At 72.2% G+C, this 15,714-nt stretch carries 18 protein-coding genes; 17 read left to right on the top strand and 1 reads right to left on the bottom strand.

Annotated features, from left to right (window positions below):
* Positions 1-72 precede the first annotated feature (72 nt).
* From rpmE to BKA22_RS13325, 17 genes are all read left to right on the top strand, one after another.
* Positions 73-285, top strand: coding sequence for a 50S ribosomal protein L31 (rpmE, locus tag BKA22_RS13245; protein ID WP_146953751.1), 213 nt, complete (start codon positions 73-75; stop codon positions 283-285).
* A 145-nt stretch (positions 286-430) separates the two neighbouring features.
* Positions 431-1,519 carry a peptide chain release factor 1 gene (prfA, locus tag BKA22_RS13250; protein ID WP_146953750.1) on the top strand — a complete coding sequence of 363 codons (1,089 nt, stop codon included), beginning with the start codon at positions 431-433 and terminating at the stop codon, positions 1,517-1,519.
* Positions 1,516-2,424 (top strand): peptide chain release factor N(5)-glutamine methyltransferase, encoded by a 909-nt coding sequence (gene prmC / locus BKA22_RS13255; RefSeq protein WP_223203652.1) that lies wholly within the window; start codon positions 1,516-1,518, stop codon positions 2,422-2,424. The genes prfA and prmC overlap by 4 nt, the downstream gene beginning before the upstream one ends.
* Positions 2,421-3,131, top strand: coding sequence for an L-threonylcarbamoyladenylate synthase (locus BKA22_RS13260; RefSeq protein ID WP_146953749.1), 711 nt, complete (start codon positions 2,421-2,423; stop codon positions 3,129-3,131). The genes prmC and BKA22_RS13260 overlap by 4 nt, the downstream gene beginning before the upstream one ends.
* The gene (locus tag BKA22_RS13265) at positions 3,128-4,339 is read left to right on the top strand and encodes an MraY family glycosyltransferase (RefSeq protein WP_146953748.1); all 1,212 of its coding nucleotides are present in this window, start codon (positions 3,128-3,130) and stop codon (positions 4,337-4,339) included. The genes BKA22_RS13260 and BKA22_RS13265 overlap by 4 nt, the downstream gene beginning before the upstream one ends.
* Complete coding sequence (locus tag BKA22_RS13270) at positions 4,336-4,821, top strand: Cg1360 family ATP-synthase-associated protein (protein WP_179561780.1); 486 nt, start codon at positions 4,336-4,338, stop codon at positions 4,819-4,821. The genes BKA22_RS13265 and BKA22_RS13270 overlap by 4 nt, the downstream gene beginning before the upstream one ends.
* Positions 4,822-4,926: 105 nt before the next feature.
* Positions 4,927-5,724 carry a F0F1 ATP synthase subunit A gene (gene atpB / locus BKA22_RS13275; protein WP_146953747.1) on the top strand — a complete coding sequence of 266 codons (798 nt, stop codon included), beginning with the start codon at positions 4,927-4,929 and terminating at the stop codon, positions 5,722-5,724.
* Positions 5,725-5,827: 103 nt separating this feature from the next.
* Entirely contained in the window at positions 5,828-6,058 is a 231-nt protein-coding gene (gene atpE, locus BKA22_RS13280) for an ATP synthase F0 subunit C (RefSeq protein ID WP_146953908.1), read from the top strand.
* Positions 6,055-6,645: a F0F1 ATP synthase subunit B gene (locus BKA22_RS13285; RefSeq protein ID WP_146953746.1), complete on the top strand. Its 591-nt coding sequence runs from the start codon at positions 6,055-6,057 to the stop codon at positions 6,643-6,645. The genes atpE and BKA22_RS13285 overlap by 4 nt, the downstream gene beginning before the upstream one ends.
* Positions 6,645-7,457 carry a F0F1 ATP synthase subunit delta gene (locus tag BKA22_RS13290; RefSeq protein WP_146953745.1) on the top strand — a complete coding sequence of 271 codons (813 nt, stop codon included), beginning with the start codon at positions 6,645-6,647 and terminating at the stop codon, positions 7,455-7,457. The genes BKA22_RS13285 and BKA22_RS13290 overlap by 1 nt, the downstream gene beginning before the upstream one ends.
* An 83-nt stretch (positions 7,458-7,540) precedes the next feature.
* The gene (gene atpA / locus BKA22_RS13295) at positions 7,541-9,169 is read left to right on the top strand and encodes a F0F1 ATP synthase subunit alpha (protein ID WP_146953744.1); all 1,629 of its coding nucleotides are present in this window, start codon (positions 7,541-7,543) and stop codon (positions 9,167-9,169) included.
* 2 nt (positions 9,170-9,171) lie between these two features.
* Complete coding sequence (locus BKA22_RS13300) at positions 9,172-10,065, top strand: F0F1 ATP synthase subunit gamma (RefSeq protein ID WP_146953743.1); 894 nt, start codon at positions 9,172-9,174, stop codon at positions 10,063-10,065.
* An 83-nt stretch (positions 10,066-10,148) separates the two neighbouring features.
* The gene (gene atpD / locus BKA22_RS13305; protein ID WP_146953742.1) at positions 10,149-11,630 is read left to right on the top strand and encodes a F0F1 ATP synthase subunit beta; all 1,482 of its coding nucleotides are present in this window, start codon (positions 10,149-10,151) and stop codon (positions 11,628-11,630) included.
* A 71-nt stretch (positions 11,631-11,701) separates the two neighbouring features.
* On the top strand, positions 11,702-11,980 hold the full coding sequence (locus BKA22_RS13310; RefSeq protein WP_146953741.1) for a F0F1 ATP synthase subunit epsilon: 279 nt from the start codon (positions 11,702-11,704) through the stop codon (positions 11,978-11,980).
* A gap of 13 nt (positions 11,981-11,993) precedes the next feature.
* Positions 11,994-12,428 (top strand): DUF2550 family protein, encoded by a 435-nt coding sequence (locus BKA22_RS13315; RefSeq protein ID WP_146953740.1) that lies wholly within the window; start codon positions 11,994-11,996, stop codon positions 12,426-12,428.
* 91 nt (positions 12,429-12,519) lie between these two features.
* Positions 12,520-13,215 carry an endonuclease NucS gene (nucS, locus tag BKA22_RS13320; RefSeq protein ID WP_146953739.1) on the top strand — a complete coding sequence of 232 codons (696 nt, stop codon included), beginning with the start codon at positions 12,520-12,522 and terminating at the stop codon, positions 13,213-13,215.
* Between the two features lie 96 nt (positions 13,216-13,311).
* Positions 13,312-14,616, top strand: a complete 1,305-nt coding sequence (locus tag BKA22_RS13325; RefSeq protein ID WP_223203651.1) for an N-acetylglucosamine-6-phosphate deacetylase — start codon at positions 13,312-13,314, stop codon at positions 14,614-14,616.
* Here BKA22_RS13325 and BKA22_RS13330 read toward each other — a convergent pair.
* Positions 14,598-15,668: a LacI family DNA-binding transcriptional regulator gene (locus BKA22_RS13330; RefSeq protein WP_146953737.1), complete on the bottom strand. Its 1,071-nt coding sequence runs from the start codon at positions 15,666-15,668 to the stop codon at positions 14,598-14,600. The genes BKA22_RS13325 and BKA22_RS13330 overlap by 19 nt on opposite strands.
* Positions 15,669-15,714: the final 46 nt, after the last annotated feature.

A 15,714-nucleotide genomic window follows, 5' to 3' on the forward strand; every position in this document is an offset into this window, starting at 1 on the left:
ATGTCCTGCTGGTCTCCGGTTCACGTGCGCCATCCGTCGCACGACCCGGCGGCATCCCTGAAGGAGAACCCCGTGAAGTCTGACATCCACCCGCAGTACGTGGTCACCCAGGTGACCTGTACCTGTGGCAGCACGTTCGTGACGCGCTCGACCGTGACCTCCGGCGAGATCCGCGCCGACGTCTGCAGCGCCTGCCACCCGTTCTACACGGGCAAGCAGAAGATCCTCGACACCGGTGGCCGCGTGGCCCGGTTCGAGGCGCGCTACGGCAAGAAGGCCCAGTAGCACCCTCGCAGCGCCGGTACCGGTGCGGCCGACTGCCCTCCATGGCAGTGGCCGCGCACGGTACCGGCGCTGCGTCGTTCCCACGCCGTGGCGCACGCCCTCCCGCCTGCACCGTGGCCCCGCACCCCGCCGGAACGAGGACCCCATGAGCGACGCGTTCGCCGCCGCGCGACCGCTGCTCGACGAGCATGCGCAGATCGAGGTGCAGCTCGCCGACCCGGGGGTGCACGCCGACGCCGACCGGGCCCGCCGCCTGGGTCGCCGGTACGCCGAGCTGGGTCAGGTCGTCGCCGCGTACCGCGCCTGGCACGCGGCGCAGGACGACGCCGAGGCGGCCGCCGAGCTCGCCCGTGACGACGCGTCCTTCGCCGCGGAGCTGCCCGCGCTGCAGGAGGCCGCCGCCCAGACCGCCGAACGGCTGCGGCGCGTGCTCGTGCCGCGCGACCCCGACGACGCGCGCGACGTGATCCTCGAGATCAAGGCGGGGGAGGGCGGCGAGGAGTCGGCCCTGTTCGCCGGCGACCTCCTGCGCATGTACCTGCGCTACGCCGAGCGGCAGGGCTGGTCCACGCAGGTCCTCGAGGCGACCGAGTCCGACCTCGGCGGGTACAAGGACGTCCAGGTGGCGGTGAAGGCGCGCACCGCCGGGCCGCCGGAGGACGGCGTGTGGGCGCACCTGAAGTACGAGGGCGGCGTGCACCGCGTCCAGCGTGTCCCCGTCACCGAGTCGGCCGGGCGCATCCACACCTCGGCGGCCGGAGTCCTGGTGTTCCCCGAGGTCGAGGACGCAGGCGAGGTCGAGATCGACCCGAACGACCTGCGCATCGACGTGTACCGCTCCTCCGGGCCCGGCGGGCAGTCGGTCAACACCACGGACTCGGCCGTGCGGATCACGCACCTGCCGACGGGCATCGTCGTGTCGATGCAGAACGAGAAGTCCCAGCTGCAGAACCGTGAGCAGGCGTTGCGCGTGCTGCGCGCACGGCTCCTGGCGGCCCGTCAGGAGGACGCGGCCGCGGCTGCCTCCCAGGCCCGCCGCTCGCAGGTGCGCACCGTGGACCGTTCGGAGCGCATCCGCACCTACAACTTCCCGGAGAACCGCATCGCCGACCACCGCACCGGGTACAAGGCGTACAACCTGGACGCGGTGCTCGGCGGCGATCTCGGTCCGGTCGTCCAGTCGGCGATCGACGCCGACGAGGCGGCACGGCTGGCCGCGGCGGGCGAGGCGTGAGCACGCCGGTGCGGCCCGCGGTCACATTGCGTGCTGCGGTCGAGGCGGCCGCCCGGCTGCTCGACGAGGCGGGCGTGCCCTCCGCGCGCCACGACGCGACCGCACTGGCGGCGCACGTGCTGGGCGTGGACCGTGTCGAGCTCGCGCTGCCCCCGGCGCTGCCGGAGGGGTTCGCGCAGCAGTACGCGCTCGTCGTGGACCGTCGGCGCCGGCGCGAGCCGCTGCAGCACATCGTCGGCTCCACGACGTTCCGCTACCTGACCCTGCAGGTGCGCGCCGGGGTCTTCGTGCCCCGGCCCGAGACCGAGGTCGTCGCGCAGGTCGCCGTCGACGAGGCCGCGCGGCTCGTCGCCGAGGACCGCACGCCGTGGGTCGTCGACCTGTGCTGCGGCGCCGGCGGGATCGCGCTCGCGGTCGACACCGAGGTCCCGCAGGCACGCGTGGTGGCGGTGGACGCCTCGCCCGAGGCGGTGGCGCTCACGCGTGCCAACCACGAGGCGCACCCCGTCGCGGGCCCGCCGCTGCGCGTCGAGCTGGGCGACGTGCGCGACCCCGCGCTGCTCGCCGAGCTCGACGGGCAGGTGGACGTCCTCGTCTCGAACCCTCCGTACATCCCGCCCGATGCGGTCCCCGTCGACCCCGAGGTGCGCGACCACGACCCGGACCTCGCGCTGTACGGCGGCGGGGCCGACGGCCTCGACGTGCCCCGGGCCGTGCTCGCGGCGGCGGTGCGGCTGCTCGTCCCCGGCGGCCTGCTCGTCATGGAGCACGCCGAGGTGCAGGCCGACGCGACCCGTGCGGCGGCGGCCGCCACCGGTGCGTTCACGCACATCCGCACGCTGCCCGATCTGACCGGTCGGGCACGCATGCTCGTGGCCCGTCGCGTGGGAGACTCGCAGCCGTGAGCCTGAACCGGATCAAGGACGCGACCGACCCGGCGACCTGGGGACCGGCGATCGACGAGGCGGTGCACGCGATCTCCCGCGGCGAGCTCGTCGTGCTCCCCACGGACACCGTCTACGGGATCGGTGCGGACGCCTTCACCCCGTCCGCCGTCCAGGCCCTGCTCGACGCCAAGGGCCGAGGTCGCCAGATGCCCCCGCCGGTGCTGATCCCGGACGTGCGCACGCTCGACGGCCTGGCCACGCACGTGCCCGACGGGGCCCGGGCGCTCGCCGAGGCGTTCTGGCCCGGCGGCCTGACCCTCATCCTGGACGCGCAGCCGTCGCTGGCCTGGGACCTCGGCGAGACGCACGGCACGGTGGCCTTGCGCATGCCCGACCACCCGGCCGCGCTCGCGCTGCTGCGGCGCACCGGGCCGATGGCCGTCTCGAGCGCGAACCTCACGGGCCACGACGCGGCGGTCACGGCCGCCGACGCGCACGCCCAGCTGGGCGAGTCCGTCGCGATCTACCTGGACGCGGGGGAGGCGCCCGGCCAGGTGGCCTCCACGATCGTCGACGCGACCGGCGACGTCCTGCGGCTCGTGCGGGCGGGAGCGATCGACCTGCCGCGGCTGTGCGAGGTCGCGACGGTCGTCGATCCGGCTGCTGCCGACCCGGCCACCGGCACGCAGGTCGCCCCGGCGCAGGAGGGCGGCTCCGACCGGTGAGGGTCTACCTGCTCGTCCTGCTCGTCTCGGCGCTCGTCGCCTTCCTCGCGACCCCCCTGGCGCGCTGGTGCGCCCTGCGCTGGGGGGCGATCACGGCCGTGCGCGACCGCGACGTGCACGCGATCCCGACGCCGCGCCTCGGCGGCATGGCGATGTTCGCGGGCATGGCCGTCGCGATCCTGCTCGCCAGCCGGCTGCCGTTCCTGTCCAGCGTCTACGAGAACCCGCGGCCGATCATCGGCATCCTCGGGGGCGCCGGGCTGGTCTGCGCGCTGGGCGTGGCCGACGACATCTGGGACCTGGACTGGCTGACCAAGCTCATGGGGCAGGTGCTCGCCGCGGGCTTCCTCGCCTGGCAGGGGGTGCAGCTCTACCAGCTGCCGCTCGGCGGCGTGACCGTCGGCTCGACGCGCATGTGGACGTTCCTCACGATCGTCACGGTCGTCGTGGCGATGAACGCGGTGAACTTCGTCGACGGCCTGGACGGCCTCGCGGCCGGCGTGCTGGCGATCGGCGGGTCGGCGTTCTTCCTCTACACCTACCTGCTCGCCCGCGAGGGCAGCAGCGGCGACTACGCGAGCCTCGCGACGCTTGTCATGGCGGTCCTGGTCGGCGCGTGCCTGGGCTTCCTGCCGCACAACTGGTACCCGGCCCGGATCTTCATGGGCGACTCCGGCGCGCTGCTGCTCGGCTTCATGATCGCGGTGGCGGCCATCGTGGTGACCGGGCAGATCGACCCGCAGGCGGTCACGGACCGGCAGCGTTTCCCGGCGTTCGTGCCGATGCTGCTGCCGCTCGCGGTGATCGTGCTGCCGCTGCTCGACATGACGCTGGCCGTGGTCCGGCGGATGAGCAAGGGCAAGTCGCCGTTCCACCCCGACCGCATGCACCTGCACCACAGGCTCCTCGCGCTGGGCCACTCGCACCGGCGTGCGGTGGCGATCATGTACATCTGGACCGCTGTGGCGGCGTACGGTGTGGCCTCGCTCGTCGTGCTGTCGACGACGACTGCGCTCGTGCTCACCGGCCTGGGTCTCGTGGTCGCGACCGCGCTCACCCTCGGTCCGTTGCGCGCGCGGCAGGGCGCGTCGGGTACGGCACCGGGTCCGGGACCCGGTGCTGCACCGTCCCCGTCCCTGCCACCCGGGCCCGATCCCGTACCCGCTCCCGTACCCGCCACCTCGACCGCACCGGAGACGACCGCATGACCACCGACCCCGGAGCCGACCGACCGGACGCCACCGTCGCCCGCACCGACACGGGTGCGGCGGTCGACGCCGTGTTCCGGCGTGCCCTGCGCGACACGCTGCTGTTCCTCGGGGTCCTCACCGTGCTGGGGGTGGGCCTGGGTGCCCTCCTCGCCGATGCGGCAGGCGTCTGGGGCGCGCTCATCGGGGTCGGTTTCGCGCTGGTCTTCTGCGGGACGACGGTCGTGGTGATGCTGCGCACGGCGCACGCCAACCCGCAGACGATGGCGATCGCGGTCATGGGCTCGTGGCTCGCCAAGCTCGTCGTCGTGATCGTCGTGCTGGCGCTGCTGCGCGGGCAGACGTTCTACGACCGGGTCGTCCTGCTGGTCGTCGTGGCCGTGGGTACCATCGGTTCGGCCCTGCTCGACTACCGCGCGGTGGCCGCCGGGAGGATCCCCTACGTCGAGCCGACAGCTCGTCAGGACCCTTCGGGTGAGTAGGTTAGGCTTTCGCCATCCAAGACGGTTCGGACGCCTCCTGCGTGCGCGCAGAGACGCGTCGTCCGGCCCCTTCGACCACAGGAGCTCGCACTGTCCAGCCTCGCGATGATCCTGCCGTTCTCAGGTGATGAGGGCGGCGGATTCCACGCTCCGACGATCGCCGACTTCTTCCCGCCGCCCGTGCTCTTCGAGGGCACGATGTTCGAGCTCAACCGGATGCAGTTCGTCCGGCTGGTCGCGGCGCTGGCCCTCGTCATCGTGTTCGTCGTGGCCGCCCGCCGTGCCAAGCTCGTCCCGGGCCGGTTCCAGGGTGCGATCGAGATGGTCCTGGACTTCGTCCGGGTCAACGTCGCCGAGGACATCATCGGCAAGGACAAGGGCGGCAAGTACGTCCCGCTCCTGACCACGATCTTCTGCGCGGTGCTCGCGTTCAACATCACGGGCATCATCCCGGGCCTGAACATCGCCGGGACCGCGCTCGTGGGCCTGCCGATCATGCTGGCGCTCTGGGTGTACGTGATGTACCTGGGCGCGGGCGTCAAGGCGCACGGTGTCGGCGGGTTCCTCAAGGCGAGCCTGTTCCCGCCCGGGGTTCCGCCGTTCCTCTACGTGCTGCTGACGCCGGTGGAGTTCCTGACCGTCTTCATCATCCGGCCCGCGACGCTCGCGATCCGACTCATGGCCAACATGGTCGCCGGTCACCTCATGCTCGTGCTCTGCTTCTCGGCGACGCAGTTCTTCCTCGTCGAGTCGGGCCCGGGGATGAAGGCCTTCGGCGCCCTGACGTTCGTCGGCGGTCTGGCGATCACGCTCTTCGAGATGTTCGTCGCGGCGCTGCAGGCGTACATCTTCGTCGTCCTGGCTGCGGTCTACCTGAGCCTGTCGATCAGCGACGAGCACTGACAGCTGACGCGCGGGGGTCGTCCGGCCCCCGCCCACGAACGAGCACCCGGTCGACCGGCCGGTTGCACTACGGAAGGAACGAGCCACCGTGGCAGACACCAGCATGATCCTCGCCGCCGCCGACGCGGTCTCCGGCAACATCGCGACGGTCGGTTACGGCCTCGCGGTGCTCGGCCCGGGTATCGGTCTGGGCATCCTCATCGGCAAGACCCTCGAGGGCATGGCTCGCCAGCCCGAGGTCTCCGGCCAGCTGCGCACGACCATGTTCATCGGCATCGGCTTCGTCGAGGTCCTCGGCCTCCTCGGCCTCATCACCGGGTTCCTCTTCTCGTGACCACGGCCGCGCTGACCGCGGCCGTCCTGACCGCCGCGGAGTCCGGGTCGGAGGAGGTCAAGGGCGTCCAGCTGCTGCTGCCGGAGTCCTACGACCTGTTCTGGTCGACGGTCGTCCTGGTGATCATCGCCGTGGCGTTCTACCGCTTCGTGCTCCCGAAGTTCCAGGAAGTCCTGGACGAGCGGACCGCGAAGATCGAGGGTGGCCTGGCACAGGCCGAGACGGCGCAGGCCGAGGCCGCCGCAGCTCTGGCCGAGTACCACCAGCAGCTGCAGGACGCGCGCACCGAGGCGGCGCGCATCCGTGAGGACGCGCGCGTCGAGGGCGGCACGATCGTCGCCGAGCTGCGCGCGAAGGCGACCGAGGACGCGGCACGGATCGCGGAGACGGCCCAGCGGCAGATCGAGGCGGAGCGCCAGCAGGCGGCCGTCACGCTCAAGGCCGACGTCGGCACGCTGGCCACGGAGCTCGCCTCCAAGATCGTGGGGGAGTCCCTCGAGGACGAGGCGCGTCGTTCGCGTGTCGTCGAGCGCTTCCTGGACGACCTCGAGGCCACCACCACGGCGAACGCGGGTAAGGGGAACTGATGCGGGGCACGAGTCGGGCGTCGCTGGCAGGCGTGCGGGAGCGGTTCGAACCGGTCCTGACCGCGGCGGGCGCGCAGTCCTCCACGCTGGGCGCGCAGCTGTTCGCGCTCGTCGACGCGCTGGACTCCTCCGGCTCGCTGCGTCGTGTCCTGGCCGATCCGTCGGTCGAGCCCGAGGCCAAGGCGACGGTCGTCGCCCAGGTTCTCGCGCAGGCAGACCCGCGGACCGTCGCCGTGGCCCAGGACCTCGTGCGGCAGCGGTGGTCGGCGGACGCCGACCTCGCGGACGCCGTCGAGACGGTGGGCCTGGACGCGGTGCTCGCCTCGGCGCAGCACGACGGCCTGCTGGCCGACGTCGAGGACGAGCTGTTCCGGCTGAACCGGGCTCTGGTCAGCCAGCGGGAGGTCCGCAGGACGCTCGTCGACACCACGGTGCCGGCGGAGGCCCGTGGCGGTCTGATCGACGCGATCCTCGCTGGTCGGGCGACCCCGGCGACCGCTCAGCTGGCCCGACGTGCTGCGACCGCCCCGCGCGGTCGGCGTTACGTCGCCGCGCTCGTGCGTCTGTCGGACCTCGTCGCCGAGCGGCGCAGCCGGCAGGTCGCCACGGTCACGAGCGCCCAGCCGCTGTCGGTCGCCCAGCGCGCCCGTCTCGGCCAGATCCTCGAGCAGGCGTACGGCAGCGCGGTCCAGGTCAACGTGATCGTCGACCCGGACGTGCTCGGGGGTCTGCGGGTCCAGGTGGGCGCGCAGGTCGTCGACTCGACGATGCTCTCGCGCCTGGCCGACGCACGACGACGACTTGCCAGCTGACGCGCGGCCGGGCCACCCGGCGCGCGTCCACCCCACACGTGTGAGACCGCACGCACCGCGTGCGTCACGACAGGAGAGAAGCAATGGCTGAGCTGACGATCCGGCCGGAGGAGATCCGCGCCGCGCTGGACAGCTTCGTGAAGTCCTACGAGCCGTCCGGTGCCGTGGCGGAGGAGGTCGGTCGCGTCACCCTCGCCGCCGACGGCATCGCCCAGGTCGAGGGCCTCCCGGGGGCGATGGCCAACGAGCTGCTGCGCTTCGAGGACGGCACGCTGGGCCTCGCGCTCAACCTGGACGTGCGCGAGATCGGTGTCGTCGTCCTCGGCGAGTTCACCGGCATCGAGGAGGGCCAGGAGGTCCGCCGGACCGGCGAGGTGCTGTCCGTGCCGGTCGGTGACGGGTACCTCGGCCGCGTGGTTGACCCGCTGGGCCAGCCGATCGACGGCCTCGGCGACATCGCCACCGAGGGCCGTCGCGCCCTCGAGCTGCAGGCCCCGGGCGTCATGGCCCGCAAGTCGGTGCACGAGCCGCTGCAGACCGGCCTGAAGGCCATCGACTCGATGATCCCGATCGGCCGCGGCCAGCGTCAGCTGATCATCGGCGACCGCCAGACCGGCAAGACGGCCATCGCGATCGACACGATCATCAACCAGAAGGCGAACTGGGAGTCGGGCGACCCGACCAAGCAGGTCCGCTGCATCTACGTGGCGATCGGCCAGAAGGGCTCGACGATCGCTGCGGTGCGCGGCGCGCTCGAGGAGTCCGGTGCGCTGGAGTACACGACCATCGTCGCCGCCCCGGCGTCCGACCCGGCCGGCTTCAAGTACCTGGCCCCGTACACCGGCTCGGCGATCGGCCAGCACTGGATGTACGGCGGCAAGCACGTCCTCATCGTGTTCGACGACCTGTCGAAGCAGGCCGAGGCGTACCGCGCCGTGTCGCTGCTGCTGCGGCGCCCGCCGGGCCGCGAGGCCTACCCGGGTGACGTCTTCTACCTGCACTCCCGTCTGCTGGAGCGTTGCGCGAAGCTGTCCGACGAGCTCGGTGCGGGCTCGATGACGGGTCTGCCGGTCATCGAGACGAAGGCCAACGACGTCTCGGCGTACATCCCGACCAACGTCATCTCGATCACCGACGGCCAGATCTTCCTGCAGTCGGACCTGTTCAACGCGGACCAGCGCCCCGCCGTCGACGTCGGCATCTCGGTGTCCCGCGTCGGTGGTGCCGCGCAGGTCAAGGCGATGAAGCAGGTCTCCGGCACGCTGAAGCTGGACCTGGCGCAGTTCCGCTCGCTCGAGGCGTTCGCGATGTTCGCCTCCGACCTGGACGCCGCCTCGCGCGCGCAGCTGACCCGTGGCGCACGCCTGATGGAGCTGCTCAAGCAGGGCCAGTACAGCCCGTACCCGGTGGAGGACCAGGTCGCCTCGATCTGGGCCGGCACCAAGGGCAAGCTGGACGACGTCCCGATCGAGGACGTGCGCCGCTTCGAGACCGAGCTGCTCGACCACCTGCGCCGCAACACCGAGGTGCTCGCCACGATCGCGTCGACCGGCAAGCTCGAGTCCGACACCGAGGCGGCGCTGACCGCGGCCGTCGACGAGTTCCGCGCGGGCTTCCTCAAGGCCGACGGCACGCCGCTGATCGCCGGCGAGGACGAGTCCGGCGAGGTCGTCGTGGAGCAGGAGCAGATCGTCCGGCAGAAGAAGGCCTGACGATGGCCGGCCAGCAGCGTGTCTACAAGGCGCGGATCAAGTCGACCCAGGCGCTGAAGAAGATGTTCCGCGCCCAGGAGCTGATCGCCGCCTCGCGCATCGGGCGCGCCCGCGACCGGGTCTCGATGGCTTCGCCGTACTCGCGGGCCATCACCCGTGCGGTCTCGGCGGTCGCCACGCACTCGAGCACGTCGCACCCGTACCTGTCCGAGCGTTCGGACACGAACCGGGTCGCGGTGCTGCTGATCGCGTCGGACCGAGGCATGGCCGGCGCGTACTCGGCGAGCGTCATCCGCGAGACCGAGCGGCTCATCGAGCGTCTGGAGGGGCAGGGCAAGGAGGTCGCCCTGTACGTCTCCGGTCGCCGCGCGCTGTCGTACTACACGTTCCGGCAGCGAGCGCTGGCGGGCTCGTGGATCGGCGAGTCGGACGCTCCGACGGTCGAGATCGCGGACGAGATCGCCGACACGCTGCTGTCCGCGTTCACGGCGGACGCGGCCGACGGCGGCGTCGCCGAGCTGCACGTGGTGTACACGCAGTTCGTCAACATGGTGACGCAGCGTCCGCGCGTCGTGCGGATGCTCCCGCTCGAGGTCGTCGAGGGTGTCGCCGAGGCCGGCGAGCACGAGACGCTCCCGTTGTACGACTTCGAGCCGAGCCCCGAGGTCGTGCTGGACGCCCTGCTGCCGCGCTACGTCCGCAGCCGGATCCACGCGTCGCTGCTCCAGGCTGCGGCGTCCGAGCTGGCGGCGCGCCAGCGCGCGATGCACACCGCGACGGAGAACGCCGAAGACCTCATCCGCACGTTCACCCGGCTGGCCAACCAGGCCCGTCAGGGCGAGATCACCCAGGAGATCAGCGAGATCGTGTCGGGCGCCGACGCGCTCGCCTCCTGAACAGCTCTTCTGCTCAGTACGCAGCTCAGCACGACACCGACCACGCCGGGGCGCCGCTCCGGACGAGTGAAGCGAGGCCACACATGACCGCCACCACCGTCGACGCGACGGCCAGCACCGCCGGCTCGCCCGGCGTGGGTCGGGTCGCCCGGGTCATCGGTCCGATCGTGGACATCGAGTTCCCGGCGGACCAGATCCCCGAGCTCTACAACGCCCTCCACGTCGACATCGACCTGTCCGGTCAGGGCGAGGGCGAGAACTCGTTCACGATGACGCTCGAGGTCGCCCAGCACCTGGGCGACTCGCTCGTGCGAGCCATCGCGCTCAAGCCGACCGACGGCCTGGTCCGGGGCGCGCAGGTCACCGACACGGGGGCACCGATCTCGGTGCCGGTCGGCGACGTGACCAAGGGCCACGTGTTCAACGTGACCGGCGAGGTGCTCAACCTGCAGCCCGGCGAGAAGTTCGAGGTCACCGAGCGCTGGCCGATCCACCGCAAGCCGCCGGCCTTCGACCAGCTCGAGTCGAAGACGCAGATGTTCGAGACCGGCATCAAGGTCATCGACCTGCTCACCCCGTACGTCCTGGGCGGCAAGATCGGCCTGTTCGGCGGTGCGGGCGTCGGCAAGACGGTGCTCATCCAGGAGATGATCCAGCGCGTCGCGCAGGACCACGGCGGCGTGTCGGTGTTCGCCGGTGTCGGTGAGCGCACCCGTGAGGGCAACGACCTCATCGTCGAGATGGAGGAGGCGGGCGTCTTCGACAAGACGGCCCTCGTCTTCGGCCAGATGGACGAGCCGCCGGGCACGCGTCTGCGCGTCGCCCTGTCGGCCCTGACGATGGCGGAGTACTTCCGCGACGTGCAGAAGCAGGACGTGCTGCTGTTCATCGACAACATCTTCCGGTTCACGCAGGCCGGTTCCGAGGTCTCCACGCTGCTCGGCCGCATGCCGTCCGCGGTGGGCTACCAGCCGAACCTCGCGGACGAGATGGGCCTCCTGCAGGAGCGCATCACCTCGACCCGTGGTCACTCGATCACGTCGCTGCAGGCCATCTACGTGCCCGCCGACGACTACACCGACCCGGCCCCGGCGACGACCTTCGCGCACCTGGACGCCACGACGGAGCTCTCCCGCGAGATCGCGAGCCGTGGTCTGTACCCGGCCGTGGACCCGCTGGCCTCGACGTCCCGCATCCTCGACCCGCGTTACGTGGGCCAGGAGCACTACGACGTCGCGACCCGCGTGAAGTCGATCCTGCAGCGCAACAAGGAGCTGCAGGACATCATCGCGATCCTCGGTGTCGACGAGCTCAGCGAGGAGGACAAGACGGTCGTCGCGCGGGCGCGTCGCATCCAGCAGTTCCTCTCGCAGAACACCTACATGGCCGAGAAGTTCACCGGCGTCTCCGGCTCCACGGTGCCGGTGGCCGAGACCGTCGAGGCCTTCAAGAAGATCGCGGACGGCGAGTTCGACCACATGGCCGAGCAGGCGTTCTTCAACATCGGCGGCCTCGAGGACCTCGAGCGGAACTGGGCGCGGATCCAGAAGGACTACGGCGTCTGAGCCGTCGGCCCACCCGTCCCTGATCCGTCCCGGCTCCTGCCGGGCCGGCGCGAACGTCCAGGAGGATTCCCGTGGCACATCTCGAGGTCGACCTCGTCGCCGCCGGCGGCAAGGTCTGGTCGGGCTCGGCCCGCCGTGTCTCGGCGCCCGCGGCCGACGGTGAGATCGGCATCCTGATCGGGCACACCCCGATCCTGTCGGTGCTGCGCGCCGGTGAGGTGCGCGTGCAGCCGACGGACGGCGGGGAGCCGCTGCGCTGGCAGGTGGACGGCGGGTTCCTGTCGGTCGACTCCGACCAGGTGACGGTCGTCGTGGACGAGGCGACCGCCGCCTCGCACCGGACGCGCTGAGGTCTGCCGTCCGGTGCGCGGGCTGACGGTCGTGCTGGTGCTCGGTGTGGTGCTCGCCGTGCTCGCGGTCGTCGGGCTGTGGATCTCCCGGACGCACACGCTCGACCGCCGGGTCGGCTCGTTCCGCTGCGCGATCCAGCGGACGACCGGCGGACCGTGGTCCTGGGGCGTCGCGCAGTACGGTGCGGGCGAGCTCTACTGGTGGCGGCGCCACTCGCTGTCCCCGCGGCCTGCACGTCGCTGGGCGCGGCGGGAGCTGTCCGTGGTGGAGCGGCACCGCAGCGAGTCCGTGGCGGACGTGGAGCGTGCCGGCACGTCCGTCCCGGTGCTCGAGGTCACGTGCTCGACGGACTCGTCCCAGTTCCACCTGCTGATGGCGGCCGACGCGTACGCCGGGCTGACCTCGTGGCTCGAGGCGACGCCGTCCCGCGCCGAGTCGATCATCTGACCTTGCCCGTCCGCCCGGCTCATGCCGGGCCATCGTGACCGCCTGACCCTTCGGCGCCCCGCGCCGACCGTCTGCCGGAGGAGCCTGTCCCATGCGTCTCGTCGTGGCGTCCTGCGCTGCCCGCTACAGCGGCCGGCTCAACGCGCACCTGCCGCGCGCGACCCGCCTGCTGGTGGTCAAGTCCGACGGCTCGGTGCTGCTGCACTCCGACGGCGGGTCGTACAAGCCGCTGAACTGGATGAGCCCGCCCTGCGCGCTGGCCGTCGGCGAGCCGGACGACGAGCAGCTGACGGCCGGGGTGACGCAGACCTGGACGGTGCAGCACGCCAAGTCCGACGACCGGCTCGAGATCGAGCTCTTCGAGGTGCTGCACGACTCGGAGCACGAGCTGGGTCAGGACCCCGGGCTCGTGAAGGACGGTGTCGAGGCGCACCTGCAGGAGCTGCTCGCGGCCCAGATCGGCCTGCTGGGCGGCGGCCACAGCCTGGTGCGCCGCGAGTACCCCACGGCGATCGGCCCGGTGGACATCCTGGCGAAGGACCCGGCGGGTGGGACCGTCGCGGTGGAGATCAAGCGTCGCGGCGACATCGACGGGGTGGAGCAGCTGACCAGGTACCTGGAGCTGCTCAACCGCGACCCGCTGCTGGCCCCGGTCCGTGGTGTGTTCGCGGCGCAGGAGATCAAGCCGCAGGCTCGGGTGCTCGCCACGGACCGCGGGATCGGCTGCCTGGTGCTGGACTACGACGCGATGCGCGGGGTCGACGACGTCGACTCGCGGTTGTTCTGACGCGCCGGTCGTGAGCCGGGTCGTGGGCGAACGCCGGTGCGGCGGCACGGCTCCAGGTCCCTGTGACCTGGTGACCGGATGCGCAAGGATGGCCTCGTGACCTCGCCTTCCACGTCCCCGGTCCACGCCGAGCCTGCCGAGCCCGTCGGTCTCGCACTCCGCGGCCGGGTGGTCCTGCCGCACGAGGTGCTCGACGACGGGGTCGTGGTCGTCGAGGGTGCCGCGATCGCATGGGTGGGCCCCGCCGGTGACGTCCCTGCGACGTGGAGCGCCCTCGTGCCGGCACCGGACGCGTCGGGCTCCCTGCTGCTCCCGGGCCTGGTCGACGTCCACTGCCACGGCGGAGGCGGGGCGAGCTTCCCTGACGCGCTCGACGTCGCTCAGGCGCGGATCGGGGCCCGCGAGCACCTCGCGCACGGCACGACGAGCCTGGTCGCCTCGCTCGTCACGGCGCCCGCCGAGGTGCTGCTGGCCCGCACGGCGGTGCTCGCCGAGCTGGCGGACGCGGGAGAGCTGGCCGGCATCCACCTCGAGGGCCCGTTCCTCTCGGCGCAGCGGTGCGGCGCGCAGAACCCGGCCGACATGCAGGTCGGCTCGGCGCGGCTGGTGTCGCAGGTCGCGCAGGTGGCGCGAGGGCACCTTGCGACGATGACGCTCGCACCCGAGGTGCCGGGCGTGGCCGACGGAGGCTCGGCGCCCGGCTCGACGGCGCCCGACGACGCGGTGGCCGCGCTGGTCGCGGGCGGGGCGCTCCCGTCGATCGGCCACACGGACGCCTCGGCCGAGCAGGTCGACGCCGCCGTGGCCCGAGCTGTCGCCCTGCTGGCCGGTGACCCGCGTACGCGGGGTCCGCGGCCGACCGCCACGCACCTGTTCAACGGGATGCGCCCGTGGCATCACCGCGATCCTGGTCCGATCGCCTCGTGCCTGGCGGCCGCCGCGCGCGGCGAGCTGGTCGTCGAGCTCGTGGCGGACGGCACGCACCTGGCCGACGGCACCGTGCGTTCGGTCTTCGACCTCGTCGGTGCGGACGCGATCGCCCTGGTCACCGACGCGATGGCGGCGGCAGGCATGCCCGAGGGCGACTACCGCCTGGGTCCGATGGCGGTGCGGGTGGCGGACGGCGTGGCCCGCATCCTGATCGAGGAGCCGGGCGATGAGCCCGAGGTCGGCGCGATCGCCGGGGGAGTGGCGCACCTGATGGATGTCGTGCGCGCGGTGGTCGGGGCGGGTGTCCCCCTGGTCGAGGCGGTGCGCGCGGCCTCGGGCACACCCGCGCAGGTGCTCGGACGGGCGGACCTGGGGGCGCTCGAGGCCGGTCGGAGGGCCGACGTGGTCGTGACGGACGGTGAGCTGCGGGTGCTGACGGTGCTGCGGGCGGGTCAGGTCCTGGTCGGCTGAACGACGTCTGACGCTTCGCCGCCCCGATCCGCGGAGCCCTGCTGGTCGAGCCCCGGGACGCGTGCCACGCTGCCCCGGTCGGTGAACGTCGGTGCGACGAGCCGCGTCTCGGCCAGGTCGTCCCCGGACAGACGGGCCATGGCCATCTCGACGGCGATGCGCCCGATCCGATGCCCCGGGACCTCGATCGTCGAGACCGGGACGGGCAGGGCTGCGGCGATGTCGGAGGGGCTCACGGCGACGACCGACAGGTCCTGGGGCACGCGCAGGCCCTCGTTCTGCACGCGGGCCAGGATCCCGCCGAGCGCGGCCTCGTTGTGCACGACGAGTCCCGTGGTCTCGGGGTGCTCGCGCAGCAGCTCGCCGACCGCGTGGGCGCCGCCGGCGAACGTGGGCTCGCTCGGCACGACCACGACCTGCACGCCGGAGACCTCGGCCTGCTCGCGCACGCCGCTGCGCATGCGCACCGCGTAGTTGGCCCGGTGGTCGAGGCGTTCCTGCGAGGCGCCGATGAGGGCGAGGTGCGTGTGGCCCTGGCGGGCGAGCTCGCGCACGGCCAGCCGTCCGGCCGCTGCGAAGTCGAGGTCGACGCAGCTGAGCCCGGTGGTGTCGTCGGGCACCCCGATGAGGATCGCGGGCAGGTCGAGGGCGCGCAGGCCCGGCAGTCGGGCGTCGTCGGACTCGATGTCCATGACGATGAGCGCGTCGGCGGTCGAGCTGGCGGCGACGCGGGGGATCCCGTTGGGGTCGTCCTGGGTGAGCACGAGCACGTCGTGGTCGTGCTGCCGGGCGGTGGTCACGACGCCGCCGACGAACTGCATGATGATCTGGACGTTGATCCCGGGCCGGAACGGCACCATGAGGGCGAGCACGTTGCTGCGGCTCGAGGCCAGGGCGCGTGCACCGGCGTGAGGGTGGTAGCCGAGGGCGGCGACGGCGCGTTCGACGCGTTCGCGGGTGGGGCCGGAGATCGAGCGCTTCCCGGAGAGCACGTAGCTCACGGTGGAGACCGAGACCCCGGCCTCACGTGCTACGTCACCGATGGTCGCCATGCGTCGAGGGTAGTGGTTCGTCGCGTCGAACTGGGGCGATCTCGCG

The sequence above is a fragment of the Cellulomonas soli genome, assembly GCF_013409305.1.
In the GTDB taxonomy this organism is placed as follows: Bacteria; Actinomycetota; Actinomycetes; order Actinomycetales; family Cellulomonadaceae; genus Cellulomonas; species Cellulomonas soli.

Bases quoted from the DNA above. Each gene is read 5' to 3' on its own strand.
- BKA22_RS13300 (WP_146953743.1), top strand. From the start codon at position 9,172: ATGGCCGGCCAGCAGCGTGTCTACAAGGCGCGGATCAAGTCGACCCAG.
- BKA22_RS13330 (WP_146953737.1), bottom strand. From the start codon at position 15,668: ATGGCGACCATCGGTGACGTAGCACGTGAGGCCGGGGTCTCGGTCTCC.
- BKA22_RS13270 (WP_179561780.1), top strand. From the start codon at position 4,336: ATGACCACCGACCCCGGAGCCGACCGACCGGACGCCACCGTCGCCCGC.
- nucS (WP_146953739.1), top strand. From the start codon at position 12,520: ATGCGTCTCGTCGTGGCGTCCTGCGCTGCCCGCTACAGCGGCCGGCTC.
- BKA22_RS13290 (WP_146953745.1), top strand. From the start codon at position 6,645: ATGCGGGGCACGAGTCGGGCGTCGCTGGCAGGCGTGCGGGAGCGGTTC.
- atpA (WP_146953744.1), top strand. From the start codon at position 7,541: ATGGCTGAGCTGACGATCCGGCCGGAGGAGATCCGCGCCGCGCTGGAC.
- atpB (WP_146953747.1), top strand. From the start codon at position 4,927: ATGATCCTGCCGTTCTCAGGTGATGAGGGCGGCGGATTCCACGCTCCG.
- atpE (WP_146953908.1), top strand. From the start codon at position 5,828: ATGATCCTCGCCGCCGCCGACGCGGTCTCCGGCAACATCGCGACGGTC.
- prfA (WP_146953750.1), top strand. From the start codon at position 431: ATGAGCGACGCGTTCGCCGCCGCGCGACCGCTGCTCGACGAGCATGCG.
- atpD (WP_146953742.1), top strand. From the start codon at position 10,149: ATGACCGCCACCACCGTCGACGCGACGGCCAGCACCGCCGGCTCGCCC.